A 23828-nucleotide genomic window follows, 5' to 3' on the forward strand; every position below is an offset into this window, starting at 1 on the left:
ACAACAGCGTACGGTCGAATTTGCCCACCGATTAACCGCGCCCGAGCTGCCAGCTGTCAACCCTTCGATTGATCGGCATCCGCTGGCGCGCCCAGATGCACATTTCACGGTCAGCGTGTGCGGTAACTATCTACCGCAAGTGCTCCAGTCTGCGCATCTACTGTTGAGTTCCAGCCCGATGGCGCCCTGTTCAGAGTTGCAATGATGTCCACCCCGACTGCCCCGCTGTTGTTTCCAGTGATATTCGATTCACCCGGCCTGCATGCTGCCTTGGGTCCGGCACACGGTCTCAACAGCAAAGACTTCGACTGGCTTGCCCATGCGCAACTGGCGACGCAATCGCTGCGCAACAAGCAGACCCCGCCGATGCTGGCCGAACGCATCCTGCTCAACGCCGACAAGCAACAGGCCGTGCCGCTGGCGGGCAGCTTCATGCTCAGCGCAGGGCCGGATGACAACGGCGTGTTTCTCTATACGCCCTACGATGGCCTGAAAAAATTCGCTGACCGCCAAGCACTGACGGACGCCCTGCAGACACGCCTCGACAATGCCGGGGAAGCTGATGATCTGCTGGCTTTCCTCCCGGTTTCGCTGCGCAAGGAACTGGTGGAAAAACGCGGGATTACCCTGACCTGCGAAACCATCGAAGGTGATGTGTTCGAGGACCAACAAGCGGCTATCGGCGAATCCCTGGAGAGGTGCGCCCGTGACCTGCTGGACGAGCTCAAACGGCTGCCATCCCTTGCAACGTTGCTGGAAAAGATTCTCGAAGAGCTGCTCGAAGCGCATTTTGCCGCGTTGCAACAGTCGCTAACCCGGGTCGGTTTTTATTCGACGTCCTCCTCTGCGGACAAACAGTGGGTCGACTCGCTGTCGCTCAGTGAGGCGCTGCTGCTGCACTTTCATCGCCAGGGCTGGCCGCACGGTCAGACCGTGGAATTTACCCATCCCGCTCGTTCGGTAAGCGAAGACGATCAGTCTGCCTGGACCCATGCGATCGAGTGCGCATCGGGAAAATTGACCATGCTGTTGTTTCGGCAGCTTGAGATCTACTGGAATGGAGCCTCGTTCGAGGGCTCGCCCAGACGTACCCTCTTCAGCCAGACGCTACAGGATCAAGCCCGAGCGGATCTGATGATCAAGCGCGAAACGCAGATCCTCACTGCCAGCGAATTCGACGCCCTGCACTGTCTGGTCCGTGAGCCAAGCGTTGCAGTGCGGCGGCCAACGTTCGAAACCGTGTGCCTGAGCGAAGAGACAGCCTGTGTCGAGCTGGCCGGTTCGCTGATGATCAATCATGACAAGGCTTATCTCTATACGCCCAGCCAGGGCCTGCAGGTACTCACCGACTACGCCGACCTCAAACAGACACTGACCGCCAAACTGCGGGCAGCGGGGCACGAAGATGAGCTGTACGGGCTGATGAACCTGCAAGAGCGCAATCGCTACCTTGGCTTCACTAACGCGCAGGTATCCGGGGAAAACATTGGCGGTGAGATCATGACGACGCTGTTCGAGACCATCATCACCAAACAACGCCAGAACATTGAATTCGTGTTGCAGCGCTTTCGTCAGAGCAAACGCACCACCGATATCCATGCACTCTTTGATAAGGCATTGGATATCCGCTCGATGATTCATGAACGATTGCTCAAGCTCGATCTCAATCAGCGCTGGAGTACCCGTCCGTTATTCACCAGCACTCCGCTATCGTCACTCGTGCAAGCGGACAAGGCTGCGCAGCAGGCGACGAGTCTGGGGCGGACGCTGGATAATCTGACCAGCCACTTCAAAGACCAGCCGACCGCGCACAGCGCCGAACAGCGCGTCTTTTTGGAAGGCATTCTGTGGAAACTGGCCCAGGCGTTCGAAGATGGCCTGCGCGGTGAAGCCTACCTGCGCAGTCTCAGCGGGTCATGGCTGGAGGCGGAGCGAAAGATCGTCGACACCGTGTTCGATGCCACGCATCCGACCCGCAGGGACCGCCAGTCACTCAATGGTTTTCGCCCCGATGCCTGGTCGCTCACCCTCACCTGTGCCAAGTTCAAAGGTGCGCTGCCGCTCGCTCACTGCGTGCTTCTGACCGAGCGCGGCGGCATGGATGACCAGCATTCCGGACGCGCCATCCTGTGGACACCGGCCACTGGGCTGGAACAGTTCGAGAATATCGCCGTCGCGCAGAAGCAATTGCAACAACGCCTGGATGACAACAACCAGAGTCACACGCTGCTGGAAAATCTGCCAAGGGCTCAACGTCGACTGGACCAGCAATACACCCTGGGCAGTTTTCAACTGATTGAAGACCGGGCTTCCAGTAATCGCATGCAATCGGGCATTGAACACTTTCTGGCCGATTCAGAAGAGCTGCGCGTGTGTATCAAGGACCAGGACAGGTTGCAGACTTACCTTGAGCAAATGAAAAGCGCGGTGATCGATACCAATCTGCGCCGCGCCGTTGATCTTGCACGAACCCTTGCCAGTCATCTGGATTATCCCGACTGGTTGCGCATGGCCTCGGCGACCGAACAACGCACGCAGCTCGCGCTGCTGGATGAACTGCGGCAAGCGTTCATCGACGGCAAGGATTTCCTCGATGAGGCCCCGGCGCTGGCCACTCATATCGAGCAGACCCTCAAGACACTGCTCGACGCGCGATTTCCAGGCAACGGCCTCAAGCCACAGGACATCCGGATTACCCCCAACCTGACACTGGCCGGCCCGGCCTGTGACTTGCTGGAGTTTGCCTTGCATCACTACAACGTCGTGCAGGACAGCGGTTTCAAAGTGGCATCGACAACCGCGACGGCACTACCGAAGGATTTTGGCCAGTCCGCCGTACGGCAACTGCTGCAATCTCTCGACGTTGCCACGACCTACACCGCGAAAGTGACGGAAGCGCTGACAGCTGATAGCGCGTCAGCACGCCTCAGCAAAGAACGGTTCTTGCGCCAGCTGCCCTGGCAATTGATGCAGCACGCCCATTCGATGAAGTTGCAACAGCAACTCTCCGATACCGGCTACGACTATATCTGCCAGGTCCTCGATATGCCGGACGGGATAGCGCGGGCGATGGTCGACGGTGCTCACGCCATCGCTTGTCCACTATCGTTGATCAAGACTTCAGGCGCTGATTGCGTAGACGCGCTCGGACTGTATGTCTTCGGTCCGGGCGCAGGGCAAACAGGTCCCCGGGTCCTTTATGCGCCTTACTCAAGATGGATATTTCGCGAGTTCGAGAACGAAGCGCAGTTGATCGAAGCACTCAATACCCCCGGCCACTTTCAGGACTTGCTCATCCGGCGTCTGCCTGACGCGCAGCAGGCCGTATTCAAGAGCCTGTTGAAAACAACGATCGGCAAAAACAGTGAAATCACCCTTCATGACTCCCCCATAAAGGGCAACGTGCTCGAGCGGTTGCACAAAGACACCCTGAGTCTTCTGCCACAAATGCTGCGCAGCCAACCACAGATCAACGCCCAGGCAGATTGGGAAGCAGTGAAGTTTCTGTTCAGCCACGGCGTCCGCCTGGTGCCGCACGTGTTGCCGGGCAAACTCGCCTGCGGATTTTTCCTTTGGCGCAGCTATCAGGATTTCAAGGCTTCCGCTGAAGGCCTGCAGGATCACCACTGGGCGAACGCCCTGAAAAGCTTCATTGCAGGGGCGATTACCCTCTTCAGCCTGGGACGTCTGTCCTGGGAAAGCGAGGCAGAAACGGTCAGTACCGAATTCGCCGCAGAGGCGCACGCACCTGAGGGTACAGCCACGACGGTGCAAGCAGCCTCTCGCTGGGCAAAAGTGTCACCGGTAACGCCCGCCCGCGTGGATCTGCAGCCCTTCGAAAGCAGCACGGCACTGGAAAGCCTCAAGCTCGATGCCAATAAGCTGGTCTATGGCGATTCGTCGACGACGCAGAAATACGCCGCCATTGCCGGCAAGGTGTATCCGACGGTCCAGGTCGAAAAGACCTGGTATTTGCGCAAAAAAAACGGCAGCCAGGGGCCGGCACTCGAGGAGAAAAATTCCCGTCTGGTCGTCGCAAGCACCTGCCAGCAGGTGTATCGCTGCCGGTCAAAAAAACGTGACCCTGTGCAACACGAAGTCGAGGAAAACCGTTCCATAGAAATGTATATCCAGGCCAGAGGCATGGCCCAGATCAACCGTCGCTATCCGGCCAGGGCGTTCGTGATACAACAAGCGGTAAATCGTGCAAGAGAATACGCAGTCAATTGTCTGCATAACTACGTTACACAGCGCGACAACCTTACCGGCACGCGGTTAGAGACGGTTTTGAAGAAGTTCTTCGAGGTGTCGGTGATAACGCCCACGCTGCTCAGGAAATTCGAGAAGGTGATTATTCCTGTTTGCCGAGAACTGACGAACCCGAAAGACGATCTGCTCTACACCGAACGCTTTTTTACTGGTCTGAACGGACCTGGCAGCGGCAATACCGTGGCATTCGTTTTCAAACAGGACAAACGAAAAATCATTCATCTCACTGAGCTGTTTTTCAACCCGGGACTGGATAAATACACTGCGCATTTGCCCCCTCGGTTCAATGTTGATTCACATGCCCGCGCTGTAACGCTGATCCATGAGCTCTCGCATCTGGTTTGCGACAGCGACGATCTTGTCGCCGTGCAGGCCATGGCGCCTTATCTGGACCTCATCGATACGAGGACGCCCTCGGGCAAACATGCCAAGGAATCTATTGAACGTCATCGCAGCTTATTGTCGCGCTACGGCAAGCATTTGTTTGCGGTAAAGACCGGCAAACAGGTCTGGACCGACCTGGACAAAGTACCCGCGCATGCCGGCAATTACCAAAAAATCCTCAGCCTTACCAACACCACAAACCTTGCAGATGCACGCCTGGCGTTTTGCCGCCCTGATTCTGCAGATGCAAGGATTGACGTCATGCTCGCCAACGCTGATTCGATCGCGTTGCTCATCAGTGAACTGGGCCGCCAGCTCGACCCGCTTCCCGCCCCTCTATCGTCAGCGGCGCCGGGGTCGGATCAGGCAGGATCCTCGCAAGCGCTGCCGTGAAGACAAAAAATGCGCTGACGTCGCGCCAGCGCATTGCTCAACACAAGAATCAGTGGTGTTTATGCTGGGTTAATCCTTCTGGTCCCGCAGTACATTGCCGGAAGCGCCATCAATGCGAAATTCGTAAACAGTGCCGTCGGCCTTGCGCCCTTCGCCTTCCCAGTAGCCGTCATTGTCGGCGCCGATCTCATAGACCTCGACATAACCGGCCTTGGTCTTGGCGACCTCGATGGCCTTTTCGATGGTGATCCAGCCTGCGCCTGGCTTGTCCGCCAGGGCGGCACCGGCGCTGAACAAACCGGCAGTGGCAATCAGGGCTGCGAATGTCTTTTTGATCATTTTTTCACTCCATTTATGGATAGTAGGCAGTTGCTTCCTGTTTTTTTGGGCGCCACAGGGAAAAATAAGTTCCACGTTGATGGGTAAATGCCATGACGGATGTTCTCGGCAGCCTGCCGGCGAGGTTAGAATGAGCGAAATCAGGACGAGTCAATGACCCAAGACACTCTCTCGGAAGCCGAATACGATGCGATCACCGATGCCGCCGCGCACTGGTGCATGCGTCTGCACGCCGCTGACTGCACGGACGAAGAGCGTCGCGCATTTGAAGCCTGGCACGAAGCCCATCCGCTGCATGCCTTTGAATACGAAGCCATGCAGGAAATCTGGGAAGTCGCCGGAGATCTGCCTCGAACCGAACCCGAGGCGCTCGCGGCGCAGCGCAAACCCTTGCGTTCGTGGCGCAAGTTCGCGGTCATCGCCGGCGCCTGCGCTGTCGGCTTGCCGCTCGCGGCCTACAGCGGCTGGAGTCTGGGCTGGGTGCCCAACAGTTATCAGCATTACGCCGCGACCGACAGTGTGCGTCAGATCACTCTGAGTGACGGCAGCCAGCTGGAACTCAACCTGAACACCGACCTGACTTTCAGCAATTACAAGAATGAACGTCGCGCCACTCTGAACAAGGGCGAGGCGTTTTTCAATGTCAGCCATGACGCGTCTCATCCGTTTGTGGTGCGCGCCGGCGACGGCAAGATCCGCGTGACCGGTACCCGATTCAACGTGTGGATGTATGAAGATCAGGTTCGGGTCAATCTGATCGAAGGTTCGGTGTTGGTGAGCAGCAATCGCGATCTGCCGGGCGACGGCCTGCGTCTGAGTCCATCGATGCAGGCACGCTACCGACATGGCGATTACACCCCGCAAATCAGTCAGACCTACCCCGGCGATACCTCGCTGGCGTGGCGCAGCGGCCGACTGATACTGGACAACCTTGCGCTGCACGACGCCCTGCCGCTGATCAATCGTTACCTGAACAAGCCATTGATGCTGGCCGACACCAGTACCGGCGCGATCCGCGTGGGCGGTGTCTACAACATCAAAGAGATGAACAACCTCGCCAACAGCCTGCCGAAAGTGCTGCCGGTCTACCTGACCCGCAACAAGGAAGGCAACCCGGTAATCAATTCGATGCCGCAACGCCCGCCGAAAAGCTGAAGGCCGCGTCCCTTGCGGGAGGCGGCCTTCGTTTGTTTCAGGCGACGACTGTTTACTGCGCTGCCACCTTCCCTGCCTGATCCTGCTTGATCGTCTGCACCTGATATTGCGGATCCGCCTGGATCTGCTGCTCAGTGAATGGCAGGACACTCCACTGTTTCTTCGAAAACGCCTCGGTCTGATCGCGTGAATATTTCGACGCCGGATCACTGGATAACGAGAACGCCAGCAGCCCTTGGGCGTGCGGGCCTTTTTCGTCGAAGCTCACCACTTGCAGATAGCTGGTGCCGCTGACCACCTCAAGTTTGCCGTCATCACGGGGCACGCTTTGCATCGCGTTGTAGATGCCCAACGTACCCGGCCCGCCATGAATCGGCGTTTGCCGCCCTCCACTGCTGACCACCTGGATGTCACCCCAGCGCATGTCCGGCTTCAGGCCCATTTTGCCGGCCAGTTCGACCGACGCCAGCATCGCTTCACGCAGCGCCTTGGCCACGGCCGGTTGTTCGAGCGCCAGGCCGTGCGGAGTGTGTTGCGCATCGGCCGGATTGAATGCAACACGCCAGATATCCGGTGATTCAAGCAGCGCCTGCATGATGTTCTGGAAGTGCACCAGACCGATCCCGGAATCCAGACCGGCACGACCATCCCAGGCTTTGAGGCTGGCGCAGACCGGCTTCAGCGTGGCCGCATCGCTGCCCAGATCGGCGCCGCAGAACTTCAGCAGATCGGGCATGACCTGCGCGGCCAGATAGACCTGATCGTCCATGACCATATGCTGCAGATCCTTGACCGCCAACGGGCCTTTTTTGCTCAGCTCAGCCAAACGATCAAGCGCAAATCGCGAGCGCAGGCCCAGCGGTTGTCCGTCCTGACTGATCAGCGGTGAATAGCCAGTGAGCGGTTGCGCCGGGTTGGCCAGCCACGCTGAATCGTTGGAGTGCTGAACGAAATCCTTGCGCAGCAATTGCGGTAACTTGCTGGAGGCGAAGATGCCCTGCTGCGCCGCTTGCGGATCGACATCCCAGGCACAGCCGCTGTTGGCACCGTCCAGGACAATCATGCGCAGACCGAGGCGTGGATCGCTGCACTTGGCCAGTTTTTCCGCGCTGACATTCGGCACCACCGACAGGTTCATGTACAGCGTCTGACCCTTGTCATCCACCGCCAGAGTGTTGACCCACGGGATGCCCTGAATCGTGTGCACGGCGTCTTGCAGATTCTTGAGATTGCTGGCCTGGTTCATCGCATACCACTGCTTGAGCACGCGATCGTTGTCGAGGTTGGCATCGCGCAAGCTATAGGCATATTGCTTATCCCAGTCGAGCTTGCCCGGCCATTGCACGATCGGACCGAACTGCGAACTGTAGATATCGCGTTTCACCGGCAAGACCTGCCCGTCAGCCTGCTTGACCTGCACGGTAACCGTCTGTTTGTTCAGCGGCAGCGACTTGCCGTCGAGCACGTAGCGGGTCGGATCCTCGGGATCGAGTTGCAGGCGATACAAGGTGAAGTGTTTCGATGAGTCGACAGTGTGGGTCCAGGCCAGATGCTGGTTGAAACCGATGTTGATCATCGGCAGACCCGGCAAAGCCGCTCCCATCACATCAAGCTTGCCGGGGATGGTCAGGTGCATCTGATAGAAACGCATGCCGCCGACCCATGGGAAATGCGGGTTGGCCAGCAACATGCCACGGCCGTTGAACGAACGCTCGCTGCCGACTGCCACGGCGTTGCTGCCGCGATCCAGGGCGAAACGTTGCTGACGGGCGTCGGCCAACTGGAACGCCTCGGCGTCGTGCTTGACCTGTGCGGTCGCTTGCGGCGGCGTGGCGCCGGCCAGAGCCTCGGCGAACTGCCCGACCCCGCCTTCCACCAACAGGCGCCGCGTCAGTTTGACCAGATCCTCGGCACTGATATCGCGTACCCACTCGCCCTGGCATTGCTGCGGCAATCCCTGCTGGCGCCGTTCGGCCAGATAGCGGTTGTAACCGGCGGCATAACCCTCGACCAGGTCGCGGACCTGCGTCGGTTGCGCCTGCCAGAAGGTTTCGACCGCTTCTGGAGTATTGAGCCAGGTGAAGAACACATCACTGACGCGGTTTTCCCGTTGTTCGACAGTGAACTGCTCCGGGCCGAAGTAGCGTGAGCGCTCGCCGTTAACTGTCACAATCTCGTTGGCCAGCAAACACAGGTTGTCCTGGGCATAGGCGTAACCGATGCCGAAGCCCAGCCCGCGTTCGTTCTCGGCACGAATGTGCGGCACGCCGAAACTGGTGCGGCGAATATCGGCGCTGGTTTGTGCAGCCGGGCTCAGTGCATGGGCCGACAGGCTCAGTCCGAACAAGGTGCTGGCGAGGGCCAGCCCGGTGAGTTGCCTGGAAATAATCACGCTTGCTCCTGATCGAAAGGTCGATTGCCCCTGCGTCCACGCGCAATGAGCCTGACGAAGAAACGAAGCTGAGGAAAAAAATTTAGCGGGCAATCCTTCGGGACGAGGCCGGCATCACAAGGCCGACACGAATTTGCGACGAAATTTCTACATCTTTTCTTTCATGATTTGTCGTGCTGAAACGTCTTGTTTAGAGAGCGCAACAAAACCTTTCCCGATCTGGCTCTGAAAAGGAGTAATCGCATGTACAACTCGCAACTACCAACGGACGGTAGCCAGACGCCACAGGGCGTTTCCATGGGTTCGCACACCGGTAATTTCACCCAGCGCGGCGAGCGTCCGGGCAATGAGCGCATCCGCGTGCTACTGAAGAGTTTCGGCCTGCGCACCAGCCTGATTCGCCTGAAAGTCATCGACGCCCTGCTGGTGGCGGCACAAAGCAATCGTCGCCTGGGCGTACGTGGCGTGCACAGCCAGTTGCTCGATCTGGACGTGCCGTTGTCCTTTCTCAGCGTGCGCGAAGTGCTGAAACGCTTGTGCGCCGAAGGCGTGATCACCTTCAACGCCGACAAGAGTTACAGCCTGCATCCACAGGCTGCAGCGGTCCTCAACCACGAATGAGGCTCGCCTTCAGGGCTTGACCTTGCGGCGCATCACGCCGTTGATGATAACCACCACGACCGCCACGCCGATCGCGACGTACTGGAAAGTCTTCTCGGTGATCATGCCGGCATTCTGCAGCCAGGACAGGCCCAGCATGATCGCCAGTACCGACAGAGCGATCAGAATCGAATAAATCAAGCGTTGCTTCTGGGTCATTGCGGTTTCCTGAAACGTTGGAATGTATGCGTTTGCAAGCCATACGCTTGCCGAATTAGGGGACGTGCCGGGGCAAACGGGCGCTCATGTTACCGCCCCTGAAGACTTTTGGCTGCAAGGTCAGCCGACCTTGAAGCATGGCCCGCCCTCCCTGCTCTGGCGCAAACAAGTAAACAGCTTCCGCGCCGCGCCAATCCTTTAAACATGCCGTAAGTTTTTGAAATCTGCTGACGCAGCAAACGGCTAGGTCGGCTGTGCGTCTGCACCTAGGCTCTGCGAACTTCCTACCACTCATAAAACAGGGATGTTCATGCAGAGAACACTTATCAATATCGGCCCCAGACAGGTTGCCGGTTTCTGTCTGGCGCTGACCGCTTTCGAACTGCTCACTTACATGGCCAGCGACGTGATCATGCCAGCGATGCTGGACGTCACTACCGACCTCGAAGCGGACGCGCGGCATGTTCCCCATGCATTCAATCTTTATCTGTTGGGTGGCGTCTGCCTGCAATGGTTGCTTGGCCCCTTGTCCGACCAATTCGGACGCAGGCCACTGCTGTTGACAGGCTGCGCGCTGTTCGGTGTGTCGTGCGCGGCAGCTTTCAGCACCGACAGCATTGAAGCGTTCAACCTGTTGCGTCTGTTGCAGGGCATGGGGCTGGGATTCGTCGTCGCCGTGAGCTACCCGGCATTGCAGGAGGTTTTTTGCGAAGCCGACGCCGTCAGGCTGATGGCGTTGCTCGGCAATGTTGCGTTGTTATCGCCGTTGCTCGGGCCGCTGCTTGGCATCCTGCTGCTGGAATGGCTGAGCTGGCGGGAAATTTTTCTGCTGCTGGGATGCACAGCAGCGCTGGTCTGGCTCGGCCTGTTGCTGTGGATGCCGGAAACCGTGGGCGTCGAGCGCCGCGACGGTCATCAAACTCGCCCAGTACCCTTCTCCTGGCGCCTCACTTGTCGGCGCTACGGTGCGCTGTTGGGCAATCCGCGTTTCCTCTGCGCAAGCCTGGCGCTCGGCCTGATGAGTCTGCCGCTGATCGCCTGGATAGGCCTGGCGCCATTGCTGCTGGTGCGGGTACTGGAAATGCCGCCGCTGGAATATGGCCTGTGGCAGATACCGGTGTTCTCGGCAGTCATCGCCGGCAATCTGATTCTCGACCGCTTGCTGCAGACTCATTCGCTGACGCAATTGATTCAACTGGCGCTCTGGCCGTTCTGTCTGGGCCTTCTGTTTCTGGCCGCGTGCGCATTGCTCGGCGCGGGGCTTGGACCGGTGGTGGCGAGTCTGTCGCTGTACGCCGTCGGGCTGGGCATGAGCAACGCGGCGGTGTATCGCCTGGCGCTGTTTTCCAGCGACGACAGCAAAGGCCTGGTGTCGGCGCTGACCGGCATGATCTCGATCGCCGTCATGGGCTTTGGCGGTTCGCTGATTGCGGCCATCGGTGGCGGCAGCCGTCTTGAATACTTCGCTATCTGGGCCGCATTCGGCGGGCTGATGTGCCTGCCCATGGTTTACCGGCTCCTGCAAACCACCACATCTGATGTGGCCTCGCCTCAGTAAGGAACACTGATGACTCACCTACCCTATGCCGACGCGCTGTGCGCGTTGAAGCAACCCTATTGCGCGGATTCAGCCGCGCCCGGTCTGTTTGATCGGGCGATGACTGAAATCAGCCGCTTTCACTGCGATCACACCCCGGGTTACGCCCATTGGCTCAACGCCCATGGACTGACGCCGCAGGACCTAGACAATCTCAATGACTGGTCGCGTCTGCCGCCGATCTTTGCCAGTTTCTTCAAGCAACACCTGCTGCTGAGCAGCACCGGCGCAGACGCCCTTGAACTGACTTCGTCGGGCACCAGCGGGCAGAAAAGCCGGATGCGTTACGACGAACGCAGCCTGGCTCGCGCGCAGTTCATGGTTGCGCAGATCTTCCGCCATTACGCCTGGGACACTCCCGATAGTCCGTGCAACTACCTGCTGTTGAGCTACGAACCCGAAGGACGCATCACCTTGGGCACCTCGTTTACCGACCAGTTTCTCTGTCGGTTTGCCCCGGTCAATCGCGTGGTCTACGCCTTGCGTAACACTGGTCGCGGCCATCAGTTCGATGTATTCGGCGTGATCTCCGCCTTGCAGTCATTCGCTGAAGAAGGCTTGCCGGTACGGATTTTCGGCTTCCCGGCGTTTCTCTGGCAGACCCTGCAACGCATGCAGGCTACCGCTGTGCAAGATGTGCAATTGCCCGCCGGTTCGCTGGCCTTTTTTGGCGGTGGCTGGAAAACCCAGGCTGCGCAGGAAATTCCCAAACAACAGTTTTACGCCCATATCCATCGGCAACTGGGCATCGAACCGGCCCGCTGCCGCGATGGTTACGGTGCTGTCGAGCACGCCGTGCCTTACATCGAATGCGCCCGTCACCGCTTTCATGTGCCGGTGTATTCGCGAGTGCTGATTCGCGATCCGGCGGATTTTTCCCTGCTGCCCTATGGCCAACAAGGCCTGCTCGGCTTCGTCTCGCCTTACATCTCATCGAGCCCGGCCCACGCCGTGGTCATGAGCGACCTTGCCACGCTGCACCCGGGCGCAAGTTGCGGCTGTGGATTGACCAGCGACTGGTTCGAACTGCACGGCCGCGCCGGGACCACGGCGGGCAGAAGCTGCGCAATGGCCGCCGCCGAATTAATGGGGAGTCACTGATATGTATTTGATCAATGGACAACTGCACCACGCTTATAGCCTCGACCAAGCGCTGCAAGACCTGCAACAGGCGTTGCCGCAACACTTGGCGAGGGCCCTCGACAGCCGCACAGTCATCAATGCAGTCGCGGGATTTGCCCGGCAACTGCATGACGCGCACTCGGATCTGCCCCTCGATAACGAGCAGCGGCAGGCCCTGATCGATTTCTGCCAGCCCGAAGCGCTAGCCTACAAACGCGAGCGGGAATTGGGCGCCGAAGCCGATTGCCTGCGTCGTTTCGATTATCGCCAGCCACGCTTCGAAGCCTGGCGTCCGCTCGGGCTGGTGGTGCACATCACTCCGGCCAACGCGCCGTTGCTCGCGTTCTGCGCGGTGGTGGAAAGTCTGCTCGCCGGCAACGTCAACTGGTTACGCCCCAGCCGCAGCGATCAAGGCCTGACGGCGCAACTGTTGCGCGCGTTGGTCGACTGCGATGCCAGCGGACAACTGGCCGGACATGTGGCGGTGATTCCAGCGAGCACCGAGCAGATCGGCAAGCTGTGCAAACCCGCCAACGGCGTTGCAGCGTGGGGTGGCGAAGCGGCCTTGCAAGCGATTCGGCAACAGTTGGTGCCGGGTTGTCGCTGGATCGACTGGGGGCACCGCATCAGCTTCGTGTATCTCACCCCGGAATCGGCTACGCCAGAGGCGCTTGATGCCGTCGCCGATGAAGTCTGCCGACTGGATCAGCAGGCCTGCTCCAGCCCGCAATGGCTGCTGGTGGACAGCAACGATCCGCAGGTTTTGCGCGATATCGGTGAACGCCTGGCGCAGGCCCTGCAACGACGCGCCACGCAATGGCCGGCACTGGTGCCGACAATCCAGGAAGCCTCGCAAATTACCACGCACACGCAGATGGCCCGCCTCGGCCAGAGTTTCGCCGGACACACCGGGCAAGTGTGGAGCGGCCCGGGCTGGCGGGTGATCTGGAGCCATGAGCGGCAACTCGCGCCTTCACCGCTGTTTCGCAGCGTACTGCTGCACCCGCTGCCGCAGGCACTGCTCACTGCCGCCCTGTTGCCGTGGCGCAACGTCCTGCAAAGCTGCGCGCTGATGTGTGCGCAACCGCGCATTGCCGAGCTTACCCATGCGTTGATCGCCGCCGGGGTCACGCGTATCGCACCGATCGGCAGCATTCACGACGGTTACGCAGGCGAACCCCATGACGGCGTCTATGCGCTGCAACGCTTGAGTCGGCGGGTATCGGTGAGTCTGGCGGCCACGCAACTGCCGAATCAGGCCAGTCTCGATTTACCGCTACTCGCGGCGAAGTCGTGCGCTGCGATCATGAACAAAGAGGCCTTCGTCGCCCAGCCCATCAACGATCAGGCGCAGTTGTATTTCCGCTCCGGAGGCAGCAGCGGCACCCCTGCTCTGGCCGGCTACAGCTATCGCGATTTTGATCGACAGATGCGCGCAACCGCTGACGGTCTGTTCGCCGCTGGTCTTGATCCGGCGCGGGATCGGGTCATGAACCTGTTCTTCTGTGGCGGGCTGTACGGCGGTTTTCTCAGCTTCAGCAAAGCGCTGGAATTGCTTGAGGTGACGCACCTGCCCATGGCCGCCCCCGCTGATGACGATTATCGGGAGATTGCTCAATTGATCATCGACCAACGGGTCAACGTCCTGGTGGGAATGCCCGCCACACTGCATCGCCTGTTTTTGAATGAGCAGCAGCGGCTGCGCGCTTATGGCGGGGTTGAAAAAGTCTTTCTCGGTGGCGAGCACCTGAGCGAGCAGAACCGTGCATTGCTGCGCAGTTGTGGCGTCTCGAGCATTCGCTCGGCGATCTACGGCAGCGTCGATGCCGGCCCGCTAGGCCATGCCTGCAAGGCTTCGGCGGATGGCGTTTTCCATCTGATGAACGCGATCCAGCACTTGGAAATCGTCGCGTTCGATGAGGATGTGCCGGTGGTCGAGGATCAAGTCGGTCGGCTGCTGGTGACCTCGCTCGCCCGTGAAGGGGGCCAGCGCGTGCAGCGTTATGAGATTGGCGACACCGGGCGCTGGCTGCCGGGCGTCTGCGCCTGCGGGCTGACGTCGCCACGCTTCGAGCTGTTGCAACGCCACGGCAAGCTGTTGCGCATCGGCACTGACTTCATCTCCCTGAGCGAATTGGCGTCGCGGCTGCAAGTGCCGTTTCAGTTGCAGCTGGACCACAGCGCTGACGGCGTCGAGCGCATGCAACTGCACTGCGAACTTGCAGCCGACATCGCTAAACACCGTCTCGCCGATTACCTGACCCTGATGACCGTGGTCGACAGCGGATTGCTGGTGCTGCAGATCGAACAATGCCCGCCCGAGCACTTCGTTCAAAACAAACACAGCGGCAAGACGCCGCTGGTCATTGACTCCCGCCGCTGACGCTTGCCGTGAGCTGGCTCATTCGAATCAAGAAGAATACACCGTGAAAACAACCGACCCGATTAGCGAATTGACGGGTTTTGCCCGCAAGCATTCGCCCTACTACAGGAACAGCCTCGCCGATATTCCCGAGGCAATAAGCTCGCTGCGCGAACTGCCACTACTTGATCCGGCAGACTTCTGGAAAGACAGCGCGGATCTGGCGCAATGGCCAGTTCTGACAGCACCGATTGCCCACGCCCTGGTCTTCAAGACCGGTGGCTCAACCGGCGGCGGCAGGCTCTCCGTATATGCCCGCACGGAATGGCAACGCACAGTGGAAGCTTTCGGCCGCAGTCTGAGCGAGCAATTCAGCTCCGGCGACCGTGTCGCCAATCTGTTCTTCGCTGGCGACCTCTACGCCAGTTTCCTGTTTATCCACGATTCACTGGCCCATGTGGAAACGCCTATCACCGAGTTTCCGTTTACCGGCGAAGTCGACCTGCCAATGCTGGCCGATGCCATCGTGCAACACCGGATCAACGTGTTGGCTGGCTTGCCTGCGCAACTTTTGACCTTCGCCAGTTGGCTCGACCAACGCGGCCTTGCGCTGCCCTTGGTTGATAGCGTGCTTTATGGCGGGGAGAGTCTGTTTGCCTCGCAACGCCAGCTTCTCGAGCAAGTGCTGCCCAACGCGCGCATTGCCTCGATCGGCTACGCCAGCGTCGATGGCGGATTCATCGGTGCAAGTCATCGTGACTGCATCGAAGGAGAACATCGCACACCTGACGGTCACGCACTGCTGGAGATTATCGATCAGCACAGCGGCGCAACGATCGAGGCCTGCGATCAAACCGGTCTGCTGGTGCTGACCAATCTGCATCGCCGTTTGATGCCGCTGATCCGCTATCCCGTCGGAGATCTCGCGTGCTGGCGCGAACCGCCGGGCACTGCACAACGCAAATTCGCCCTGCGGGGTCGCAGCGGCAACAGTCAGCGCGTGCGGGTCGGCATTCTGTCGCTGATGACCGATGAAATCAGCGAAAGCGTACGGAGCAGCACTGGCAGCAACGATTGGCAGTTATTGATCGAACACGACGACGGCAGGGATCTATTGACGGTGAAATACGTAGTCAACGAAAGATCGACCCGCATCGAGGACAGACTCGAGGCCCGCTTGATCGAACTGTATCCGCAGATACCACAACTGCGAGGCGCCGGGTTATTGCAGCTGCGTATACAGAGCTGCCGCTTCGAGGACCTTGCGCGCCATCCTCGCGCAGGGAAAAGCCTGCGGATCGTCGATCTACGCTGCTACGACCGACATGACAGGGAGGTGCGTGATGGAAGCGTTGATCCTGCGCAATTACCGTGACACCGACGCCACGGCAGTCAGCCAGCTGTTTCGCGAGGTCTATGGCGATCATTACGTGCAAAGCGACGTCTACCTGCCCTGCCTGATCAACCAGAACCACGCCGACAAACGCTGGCACTCACTGGTTGCAGTGGAGGGAGAGCGGATTCTTGGCCATGCCACTTTGTATCGGCAGAGCGAAAGCTCGCACGATGCCGAACTGGCCTTGAGCGTCGTACATCCCGATACCCGCGGCAAGAACATTGCCACGCGCCTGGGCGCGCAACTGCTGACTCATGCACAAGCGTTGGGTTGTCGCAGCGTTTCGATCAAACAGGTCACCCACCACCCCTATACCCAACGCATGGCTATCGGTCTCGGTTTTCATAACACCGGACTGTTGCCGGACTATGTCCGCTCACCCTTTGGCGGCAAAACACCGGAGTCGATCGTCTTGGGTGTCCGCGCCATAGACGGCTATCAGCGCCCGCTGCCGGAGCAGCCGTGGCCAACCCGCTACCGTGCGTTCATGGAGCGTATGACGGCGGCGTTTGGCTGTTCTCCCAGTGCAGCATCCTGGCGCGGGCCCTCGGTTCAGGTTGAACAACACGGCAATCGCCATGAAATGCTCGTGGAAAAACTCGAACCGGAACTGCTCAATCAGCTGAGAACGCTGCCCGGGCACTGGCTGGTTTCGATTCGTTTGCAGCTGTCCCGACAGTTTGCCGTGGATCTGCACAGTCTTAACGCCATCGGTTTTGCTTTCACCGGTCTGGCGCCTGCGCAAGACAATCGAGGAGGCTGGCTGACGTTGTTTCATCGCGGCTACCGCACGCGCAAGCTGACATTGCATTGCCCGCACATGCAGCAGTTACACGACCAGGCACAACGTCAACTCACTGGGCGAGCCATGGCTGCGGTGTAATCAGCCGGAGCCCGCACACGGATGAGCGGGCTTCATCGGCAGATGTCACGCCTTTGCCGTCAGGCCTTTGTCGGACGGAACTGCCGCATTGCCTTCGCCATAGGTCTTGAGATTCTGCAGGACGTAAATGGCTTTCTTGAATTCGGGAATCAGGCTCTTGCCGTAGTAATTGCCATTGAGACTGTTGGTCTGGATGGCATCGAGCTGCGTGGCGAAATATTCCAGCGCGTTGAACTTCGCCTCCGGGTCTTTCTGCACGCCGAAGCGGTCGAATTTGTCGCCGGCATTGAGCAAGGTGATCGAGGTGATCTCGGAAATCAGGCCGCGCCCGCGCAGGAATTCGCTGAGGTTGCCCAACTGCTTGACGGAGACGTTGGCTGGATCAAAGCCCTTGATCTGCTTGCGCAAACCCTGTTTGTCCATCTCCGCGACGTTAAGCGCATTCGGATCGTTGCCGACCAGGGTCAGCATCTGCTGCACCTTGACGCTCTGCGAAACCTGCTTTTTCGCGCCGGTATCACGGACCATTACGCCCGCCTTGCTTTCCCAGGCGCCGGTATAGCCGATCGTCATGCGAGGATTCCTTGTGCAATGAGCATGAAATGTCCTTGTTCCAACCAATTGAATGGGCGCGAGTATCGGCCGACGCGCCTGATCAAACCAAGTCTTTTGTGCGCTTTTTTACAAATCTCGTACATTCATGACACCGAGCTTAAGGCCCGCAAACATTGCTTCAGCGCCGTCATCCAGATGTAACAACTGAGGCGATTGCTGGGGATGTACCAATCCCGATACCAACCGGTCATCGCCCTGAGTTCTTTCGGCACGCAAGTACCTAAAGCTTCCGCCCGTAACGACGATACGCTGTGATACCCGCCCTGTTTTATTCCTGCCCTCCGACAAAAAAGCCGCTCAAGGATCAGTTCCATGCCCGCACTGCGCACTATTCAGGCTCGCTACACGCTGTTTCTGATTCTGTTCATCCTGTCGTTGTCCGTGCTCACCGTGGTCGGCATCAGCCAACTGGTCGCACCGACTCTGCGCGATACCGAAGAGAAGGTCGTGCTCAACCGCATCGCCGAAGTCGCCGTGCAGATTCAGGGCGAACTGAACAAGGTGCAGGCGCAGCAACGCAGCATCACCCAGACCATCCCCCTGCTCGACAGCGCCGCCATCGACGTGGTGCTGCCAGGGCTGGTGGATCAGTACGGCGAACTGAAAGTCTTTGGCGGCGGTATCTGGCCGTTGCCCGGCCAGCGCGAAGCCGGGCGCAACAAGTTCAGCACCTTCTGGCATCGCGATGCCTCGGGTCAGCTCAAGGTCAATACGTTCTGGAACAGCGACGCCGCACCGAACTACTACGACCAGAGCTGGCACAAGGGCGGCATGGCCACCCCGCGCGGTCAGTGCGCGTGGGCCGCTGCCTATAAGGACGACGCGAGTGCCGAGCCGCGCACCAACTGCGCCATGGCGATCTACAAGAACGGCAGTGCCTGGGGCGTTTCGACCATCGACGTGACCCTGGGCTTCTTCAACGACCTGGTGGCGCGCAAGGAAAAAGACCTCAACGCCGAAATGCTCATCGTCGAGGCTGACGGCAAGATCATCAGTAACAGCTCGCGCATCAGCGGTCCGATCGTACTGAAGAACATCAGCGAACTGGCGGCCAGCTCCACCTTCATCAATCAGATCAAGACCGGCCTGCAGAACCGCGATAAAGCGCAACGCGTCGAGTTCGACAACAACGGTGAAGACGCCACCTTCTTCATGCGCCCTATCGAGGGCACACCGTGGTTCCTCGCCACCGCCCTGCCGACCAAGATGCTCACCGCCCAGCGTGACGATGTGCTCAACAGTCTCAGCCTGATCCAGATTCCGCTGGTGATCCTGCTGGTGCTGTTGCAGGTTTACGCGATTCGCAAACTGGTACAACGCATGAAGGCTCTGAAAGCCAACATCGATTCACTGTCCAGCGGTGACGCCGACCTGACCCGCCGCATCACCATTCGCGCCGAAGACGAACTGGGTGCCATCGGCCATTCGGTCAACACCTTCATCGTCTATTTGCAGAACATGATCGGCGAAGTCACCCAGGCCACCGGTGCCATGGCCTCCAGCCTCGATAATCTGCAGCGCACTTCGGCGCACACCAGCCAGATTCTGCTGCGTCACGCTTCGGAAACCGACCAGACTGTCACCGCCATTACCGAGATGAGCTCCACCGCTGAAAGCGTGGCGCAGAATGCCGCTGAAACCGCTGCGTTCACCCAGCGCGCCAATGAAAACGCCGATCGCTCGCGCGTCGTGGTGGGTGAAGCGACCAACAGCGTGGTCGCGCTGATCGACGAAGTGGCCAGCGCTACACACAAAGTTGAAAACATGCAGCAGGACGCCCAGCGCATTACCGAAATCCTCGGCGTGATCGGTGCGATTGCCGGGCAAACCAACCTGCTCGCCCTCAACGCGGCGATCGAGGCGGCGCGTGCCGGTGAACAGGGTCGTGGCTTTGCGGTGGTGGCGGATGAAGTCCGCGCCCTCGCCGCCCGCACTCAGGCCAGCACCTCGGAAATCAACGAGATGTTGACCCGTCTGACCCAAGGCGTGAGTTCCTCGGTCAGTGCCATGGAAAACACCCAGGCCAGTTGCCAGTCCGCCGCTGACGCCACCGCCCGAGTCAACTCGGGGCTGGACGAAATGGCCGGTTCGGTCAGCCACATCAACAGCCTCAGCACGCAGATCGCCACCGCCGCCGAACAGCAAAGCGCAGTGACCGAAGAGATCAACCGCAGCATGGTGCAGATCCGCCACATGGTCGATGAACTGGTGCAGAGCGGCCAGGCCAGCGAGCTGAATACCCGCCAGCTGCTCGAAGCCAATAGCCGCGTGAGCGCGATCATGGGGCGGTTCAAGGTCAGTTAAGCCAACCGCGACCACGGGGATGTTGGCCTTTACGCCAATCCCCTGTGGGAGCGGAGCCTGCTCGCGAAAGCGATTTTTCAGTCACTGGAGCTGCGGCTGGTCAACCGCATTCGCGAGCAGGCTCGCTCCCACATTGGTTCGGCTATCTTGTAGCAACTGGAAACACTCAGTTGATGCCGGGATGGAAAAACCGGTCAAAATGCGTTCTTGCTGACCTTCACCGAGTCGAGAGCCCATTCCCATGCGAAGCCAACTGCGTCTGCTCACCCTGAGCGCCCTGTTCATCTCCTCCCTGGCGCAAGCCGCCGAACTGATCCCGATCGAAGTGCACCGCGATGCCAATTGCGGCTGCTGCAAAAAATGGATCAGCCATCTCGAAGCCAATGGCTTCAAAGTCGAAGATCACGTCGAAAGCGACATGAGCAGCTTTAAACAGCAGCACGGCGTACCACCGCGTCTGGCGTCCTGCCACACGGCGATCATCAATGGTAAATTCGTTGAAGGCCATGTGCCGGCCGATCAGGTGCTTGCGTTGAGCAAGCGCGACGATCTGCTGGGTGTGGCTGCGCCGGGCATGCCAATGGGCTCACCGGGCATGGAAATGGACGGCATGAGCGACGCGTATCAGGTCATCGGCCTGAAGAAGGACGGCGCTGATGTGGTAGTGGCGGGCTACCCGGCCCGTTGATGGGGGCAGCCTACTTCGGCCTGTTCTTTGCTGCGTTTGGCGCGGCGACATTGTTGCCGTTGCAGTCCGAGGCGCTGCTGGTCGGCCTGATCGTCAGCGAGCGTTACTGGCTGTGGGGTTTGCTCGCGGTAGCGACGCTGGGCAACGTGCTCGGTTCACTGGTCAACTGGTGGCTGGGCCGTGGCATCGAGCGGTTTCAGGATCGACGCTGGTTCCCGGTCAGTCCGCGGCATATGGCCAAGGCGCGCAAGCACTACGAGCGCTATGGGCATTGGTCACTGCTGCTCAGTTGGCTGCCGGTGATTGGCGATCCGCTGACCTTGATTGCCGGCGTCATGCGCGAACCACTCGGGCGCTTTCTGTTGATCGTCACCCTGGCCAAAGGCGCGCGCTATGGCGTGCTGGCCTTGCTGACACTGGGCTGGCTCGGTTGAACCAACCCTTCCTGTGATTGCCTTTGTTTAACGTCGGCGTAATCCCGACCTTCCAGAGTCGGCCAATTTTCAAGGAGTTAGTGCTTATGTCCGTCACGCTTTCCCGCTGGCTGCCCGGCCTCGTCCTCAGCGCTGCCCTGCCATTAATGGCGCAAGCGGCCACTGAAACCGCCCCCGCCGAAGGGCCTGCCTACGGCCCGGAGCTGCAGGGTTTTCAATATCCCTACACGCTTAAACACTTCGCCTTCGAATCCCAGGGTCAGAAACTGCAAATGGGTTACATGGACGTCGCCGCCAATGGCAAGGCCAACGGCCGCACCGTGGTGCTGATGCACGGCAAGAATTTCTGCGCGGCGACCTGGGACAGTTCGATCAAGGCCTTGAGCGACGCCGGCTACCGCGTGATTGCGCCGGACCAGATCGGCTTCTGCACCTCCAGCAAACCCGAGCACTATCAATACAGCTTCCAGCAACTGGCGACCAACACCCAGCAATTGCTCAAGGCGTTGGGCATTCAGAAAGCCACTGTGCTCGGCCACTCCACCGGCGGCATGCTCGCCACCCGTTATGCGCTGCTGTTCCCGGAGCAGGTCGATCAATTGGCGATGGTCAACCCGATCGGTCTGGAAGACTGGAAAGCCCTCGGCGTTCCGTATCGCACCGTCGATCAGTGGTATCAGCGTGAGTTGAAGGTCACGGCCAAGGGCATTCGCGACTATGAGCGCACCACCTATTACGATGGCCGCTGGAAGCCGGAATTCGATCGCTGGGTCGACATGCTCGCCGGTCTGAGCAAAGGTCCGGGCAAGACCCAGGTCGCGTGGAACTCGGCGCTGATCTACGACATGATCTTCACCCAGCCGGTCTACTACGAGTTCAAGGACCTGAAGATGCCGACCCTGTTGCTGATCGGCACCTCCGACACCACCGCCATCGGCAAGGACCTCGCACCGCCGGAAGTCAAAGCGAAAATCGGCCACTACGAGGTGCTCGGCAAACAGGTCGCCAAGTTGATTCCGCAGTCGACGCTGATTGAATTCCCGGGCATGGGCCACGCGCCACAAATGGAAGAACCGGAGAAATTCCATCAGGCGTTGCTCGGCTGGCTGGGCAAGACTCCTTCCGCTCCATGATGAGGTAAGCCGATGACGGTGCAGATTGCAGTGATCGATGACTGGCAGGACGTGGCACGCGACGTGGTCGACTGGTCCGTGCTGGAGAGCATCGGTGAAGTGACCTTTGTGCATGATTACCCGGCCGACAACGCGACACTGGCCGAGCGCCTCGGCCAGTACGAGGTGATCTGCGTGATGCGCGAACGCACGCGCTTCGACGCCGACTTGCTCGGACGCTTGCCCAATCTGAAGTTGCTGGTCACCGGCGGCATGCGCAATGCGGCGCTGGACATGCCGGCCGCTGCAGCGCTGGGCATCAAGGTCTGCGGCACCGACAGTTACAAACATGCCGCACCGGAACTGACCTGGGCGCTGATCATGGCGGCCACCCGTGATCTGGTGAAGGAAGCCAATGCCTTGCGCGCCGGCCAGTGGCAACAGGGCCTCGGCGGCGATCTGCATGGCAAGACCCTGGGAATCCTGGGTTTGGGCAGCATCGGCCAGCGGGTCGCGCAGTTCGGCCAGGTGTTCGGCATGCGGGTGATCGCCTGGAGCGAGAACCTCACCGCCGAACGCGCGGAACAGGTCGGCGTGACGTACGTCAGCAAGCAGCAACTGTTCGAGCAGGCCGACGTGCTGTCGGTGCATCTGGTGCTCAGTGAACGCAGTCGCGGTCTGGTTGATGCCCAAGCGCTGGAGTGGATGAAACCGAGCGCGCTTTTGGTCAACACTGCTCGCGGGCCGATCGTCGATGAAGCGGCGTTGATCAAGGCGCTACAGAAACGGCGCATTGCCGGGGCAGCGCTGGACGTGTTCGAGCAAGAGCCTTTGCCGGCCCTGCACCCGTTTCGCACGCTGGACAATGTCCTCGCCACGCCGCATGTGGGCTATGTCAGTCGGCAGAATTACGAGCAGTTCTTCCGGCAGATGATCGAGGATATTCAGGGTTGGGCAACTGGGGAGCCGGTGCGTCTGTTGAATTGATTCCATCACTTTAAAGTTCAGTTGCTGCAACAGGCCTCTTCGCGAGCAGGCTCGCTCCCACAGGTTGTACGCGTTCCAATGTGGGAGCGAGCCTGCTCGCGAAGGTCTCATCTCAGATACCGCTCTGAAATACCCTCGCACCACAACGGTGCAACCGGCCCATCCCCTAGCACAAAACCGTGACTACCCAGTCACCGTTTTGGCCCACTCCGACCGAAAAACATGCCCTTCGTCGGAGCGTTTCCGCTCCTGAACCCTCGCTTACATCCCGACACAACCGATTGTCGAACAATTTACCCATTTGCCCTAACCCGCTCTAGGATCTGGCCTAGACTGATTTTTCAGTGGCCAAACCACTCGGTCATACCGACGAAAAAAAGTCGAAACTTTTGCTTCACGCCACAGGTCATCAGAACAACTGGGCGAAAGCGACTGGTGTAATCCTTGCAACGGCCTCACCACCCATTCTGCTTGCGCGTGTTGGGTCAGCATTTGCTCACCGATGCGTGGCGCCTTTGCGCCCGGCCACAGGACTTGGCCACGAAACAGCTTGTTCGAGACAAGAATCAGATCACAC

17 protein-coding genes are annotated in these 23828 nt (G+C 59.4%); 13 read left to right on the top strand and 4 right to left on the bottom strand.

From position 1 onward, the window contains the following. Nucleotides 1-204: 204 nt before the first annotated feature. The gene (locus D8U82_RS07645; protein ID WP_130901975.1) at nucleotides 205-5046 is read left to right on the top strand and encodes a DUF6543 domain-containing protein; all 4842 of its coding nucleotides are present in this window, start codon (nucleotides 205-207) and stop codon (nucleotides 5044-5046) included. A 69-nt stretch (nucleotides 5047-5115) separates the two neighbouring features. Here the strand turns inward: D8U82_RS07645 and D8U82_RS07650 are convergent, their stop codons facing one another. Continuing rightward, nucleotides 5116-5385, bottom strand: a complete 270-nt coding sequence (locus D8U82_RS07650; RefSeq protein ID WP_123442531.1) for a PepSY domain-containing protein — start codon at nucleotides 5383-5385, stop codon at nucleotides 5116-5118. A 153-nt stretch (nucleotides 5386-5538) separates the two neighbouring features. Here D8U82_RS07650 and D8U82_RS07655 point away from each other — a divergent pair, with 153 nt between their 5' ends. Beyond that, nucleotides 5539-6540 (top strand): FecR family protein, encoded by a 1002-nt coding sequence (locus D8U82_RS07655; RefSeq protein WP_130901976.1) that lies wholly within the window; start codon nucleotides 5539-5541, stop codon nucleotides 6538-6540. A gap of 52 nt (nucleotides 6541-6592) precedes the next feature. Here D8U82_RS07655 and D8U82_RS07660 read toward each other — a convergent pair whose 3' ends face one another. Beyond that, complete coding sequence (locus D8U82_RS07660; protein WP_130901977.1) at nucleotides 6593-8932, bottom strand: acylase; 2340 nt, start codon at nucleotides 8930-8932, stop codon at nucleotides 6593-6595. 243 nt (nucleotides 8933-9175) lie between these two features. On the opposite strand from D8U82_RS07660, the gene D8U82_RS07665 reads away from it, so the two are divergent. Next, on the top strand, nucleotides 9176-9553 hold the full coding sequence (locus D8U82_RS07665; RefSeq protein ID WP_024012892.1) for a fe2+ zn2+ uptake regulation protein: 378 nt from the start codon (nucleotides 9176-9178) through the stop codon (nucleotides 9551-9553). 9 nt (nucleotides 9554-9562) lie between these two features. Here D8U82_RS07665 and D8U82_RS07670 read toward each other — a convergent pair whose 3' ends face one another. After that, nucleotides 9563-9751 carry a hypothetical protein gene (locus D8U82_RS07670; protein WP_041480969.1) on the bottom strand — a complete coding sequence of 63 codons (189 nt, stop codon included), beginning with the start codon at nucleotides 9749-9751 and terminating at the stop codon, nucleotides 9563-9565. A gap of 310 nt (nucleotides 9752-10061) precedes the next feature. On the opposite strand from D8U82_RS07670, the gene D8U82_RS07675 reads away from it, so the two are divergent. The 5 genes from D8U82_RS07675 to D8U82_RS07695 are packed head-to-tail and all read left to right on the top strand — an operon-like array spanning nucleotide 10062 to nucleotide 17111. Beyond that, nucleotides 10062-11309 (top strand): MFS transporter, encoded by a 1248-nt coding sequence (locus D8U82_RS07675; RefSeq protein WP_125926871.1) that lies wholly within the window; start codon nucleotides 10062-10064, stop codon nucleotides 11307-11309. 9 nt (nucleotides 11310-11318) lie between these two features. Next, nucleotides 11319-12449, top strand: coding sequence for an acyl-protein synthase (locus tag D8U82_RS07680; protein ID WP_130901978.1), 1131 nt, complete (start codon nucleotides 11319-11321; stop codon nucleotides 12447-12449). A gap of 1 nt (nucleotide 12450) precedes the next feature. After that, complete coding sequence (locus D8U82_RS07685; protein WP_130901979.1) at nucleotides 12451-14853, top strand: acyl-CoA reductase; 2403 nt, start codon at nucleotides 12451-12453, stop codon at nucleotides 14851-14853. A 43-nt stretch (nucleotides 14854-14896) separates the two neighbouring features. After that, on the top strand, nucleotides 14897-16207 hold the full coding sequence (locus D8U82_RS07690; RefSeq protein WP_125926874.1) for a phenylacetate--CoA ligase family protein: 1311 nt from the start codon (nucleotides 14897-14899) through the stop codon (nucleotides 16205-16207). Continuing rightward, a complete protein-coding gene (locus D8U82_RS07695; protein WP_125926875.1) occupies nucleotides 16176-17111 on the top strand; it encodes a GNAT family N-acetyltransferase in 936 nt (311 codons plus the stop codon). Before D8U82_RS07690 ends, D8U82_RS07695 begins: the two co-directional genes overlap by 32 nt. Nucleotides 17112-17156: 45 nt before the next feature. Here D8U82_RS07695 and D8U82_RS07700 read toward each other — a convergent pair whose 3' ends face one another. Then, a complete protein-coding gene (locus D8U82_RS07700; RefSeq protein ID WP_016774651.1) occupies nucleotides 17157-17684 on the bottom strand; it encodes a hypothetical protein in 528 nt (175 codons plus the stop codon). A 354-nt stretch (nucleotides 17685-18038) separates the two neighbouring features. On the opposite strand from D8U82_RS07700, the gene D8U82_RS07705 reads away from it, so the two are divergent. The 5 genes from D8U82_RS07705 to D8U82_RS07725 all read left to right on the top strand — a co-directional run bounded on the left by D8U82_RS07705 (nucleotide 18039) and on the right by D8U82_RS07725 (nucleotide 23251). Beyond that, nucleotides 18039-20030, top strand: coding sequence for a methyl-accepting chemotaxis protein (locus D8U82_RS07705; RefSeq protein WP_125926876.1), 1992 nt, complete (start codon nucleotides 18039-18041; stop codon nucleotides 20028-20030). Nucleotides 20031-20271: 241 nt separating this feature from the next. Beyond that, nucleotides 20272-20718 (top strand): DUF411 domain-containing protein, encoded by a 447-nt coding sequence (locus D8U82_RS07710; protein ID WP_125926877.1) that lies wholly within the window; start codon nucleotides 20272-20274, stop codon nucleotides 20716-20718. Further along, the gene (locus tag D8U82_RS07715) at nucleotides 20718-21152 is read left to right on the top strand and encodes a YqaA family protein (RefSeq protein ID WP_041480976.1); all 435 of its coding nucleotides are present in this window, start codon (nucleotides 20718-20720) and stop codon (nucleotides 21150-21152) included. The genes D8U82_RS07710 and D8U82_RS07715 overlap by 1 nt, the downstream gene beginning before the upstream one ends. 86 nt (nucleotides 21153-21238) lie before the next feature. After that, the gene (locus D8U82_RS07720) at nucleotides 21239-22285 is read left to right on the top strand and encodes an alpha/beta hydrolase (protein ID WP_125916206.1); all 1047 of its coding nucleotides are present in this window, start codon (nucleotides 21239-21241) and stop codon (nucleotides 22283-22285) included. Nucleotides 22286-22297: 12 nt separating this feature from the next. Next, the gene (locus tag D8U82_RS07725; protein ID WP_130901980.1) at nucleotides 22298-23251 is read left to right on the top strand and encodes a D-2-hydroxyacid dehydrogenase family protein; all 954 of its coding nucleotides are present in this window, start codon (nucleotides 22298-22300) and stop codon (nucleotides 23249-23251) included. Nucleotides 23252-23828 lie beyond the last annotated feature (577 nt).

The organism is Pseudomonas sp. Sample_23 (assembly GCF_004307595.1).
GTDB lineage: Bacteria > Pseudomonadota > Gammaproteobacteria > Pseudomonadales > Pseudomonadaceae > Aquipseudomonas > Aquipseudomonas atacamensis.

Coding starts and splice junctions, on each gene's coding strand:
- D8U82_RS07645 (WP_130901975.1), top strand. CDS start 205: ATGTCCACCCCGACTGCCCCGCTGTTGTTTCCAGTGATATTCGATTCA.
- D8U82_RS07650 (WP_123442531.1), bottom strand. CDS start 5,385: ATGATCAAAAAGACATTCGCAGCCCTGATTGCCACTGCCGGTTTGTTC.
- D8U82_RS07655 (WP_130901976.1), top strand. CDS start 5,539: ATGACCCAAGACACTCTCTCGGAAGCCGAATACGATGCGATCACCGAT.
- D8U82_RS07665 (WP_024012892.1), top strand. CDS start 9,176: ATGTACAACTCGCAACTACCAACGGACGGTAGCCAGACGCCACAGGGC.
- D8U82_RS07670 (WP_041480969.1), bottom strand. CDS start 9,751: ATGACCCAGAAGCAACGCTTGATTTATTCGATTCTGATCGCTCTGTCG.
- D8U82_RS07675 (WP_125926871.1), top strand. CDS start 10,062: ATGCAGAGAACACTTATCAATATCGGCCCCAGACAGGTTGCCGGTTTC.
- D8U82_RS07680 (WP_130901978.1), top strand. CDS start 11,319: ATGACTCACCTACCCTATGCCGACGCGCTGTGCGCGTTGAAGCAACCC.
- D8U82_RS07685 (WP_130901979.1), top strand. CDS start 12,451: ATGTATTTGATCAATGGACAACTGCACCACGCTTATAGCCTCGACCAA.
- D8U82_RS07695 (WP_125926875.1), top strand. CDS start 16,176: ATGGAAGCGTTGATCCTGCGCAATTACCGTGACACCGACGCCACGGCA.
- D8U82_RS07700 (WP_016774651.1), bottom strand. CDS start 17,684: ATGACGATCGGCTATACCGGCGCCTGGGAAAGCAAGGCGGGCGTAATG.
- D8U82_RS07705 (WP_125926876.1), top strand. CDS start 18,039: ATGCCCGCACTGCGCACTATTCAGGCTCGCTACACGCTGTTTCTGATT.
- D8U82_RS07710 (WP_125926877.1), top strand. CDS start 20,272: ATGCGAAGCCAACTGCGTCTGCTCACCCTGAGCGCCCTGTTCATCTCC.
- D8U82_RS07715 (WP_041480976.1), top strand. CDS start 20,718: ATGGGGGCAGCCTACTTCGGCCTGTTCTTTGCTGCGTTTGGCGCGGCG.
- D8U82_RS07720 (WP_125916206.1), top strand. CDS start 21,239: ATGTCCGTCACGCTTTCCCGCTGGCTGCCCGGCCTCGTCCTCAGCGCT.
- D8U82_RS07725 (WP_130901980.1), top strand. CDS start 22,298: ATGACGGTGCAGATTGCAGTGATCGATGACTGGCAGGACGTGGCACGC.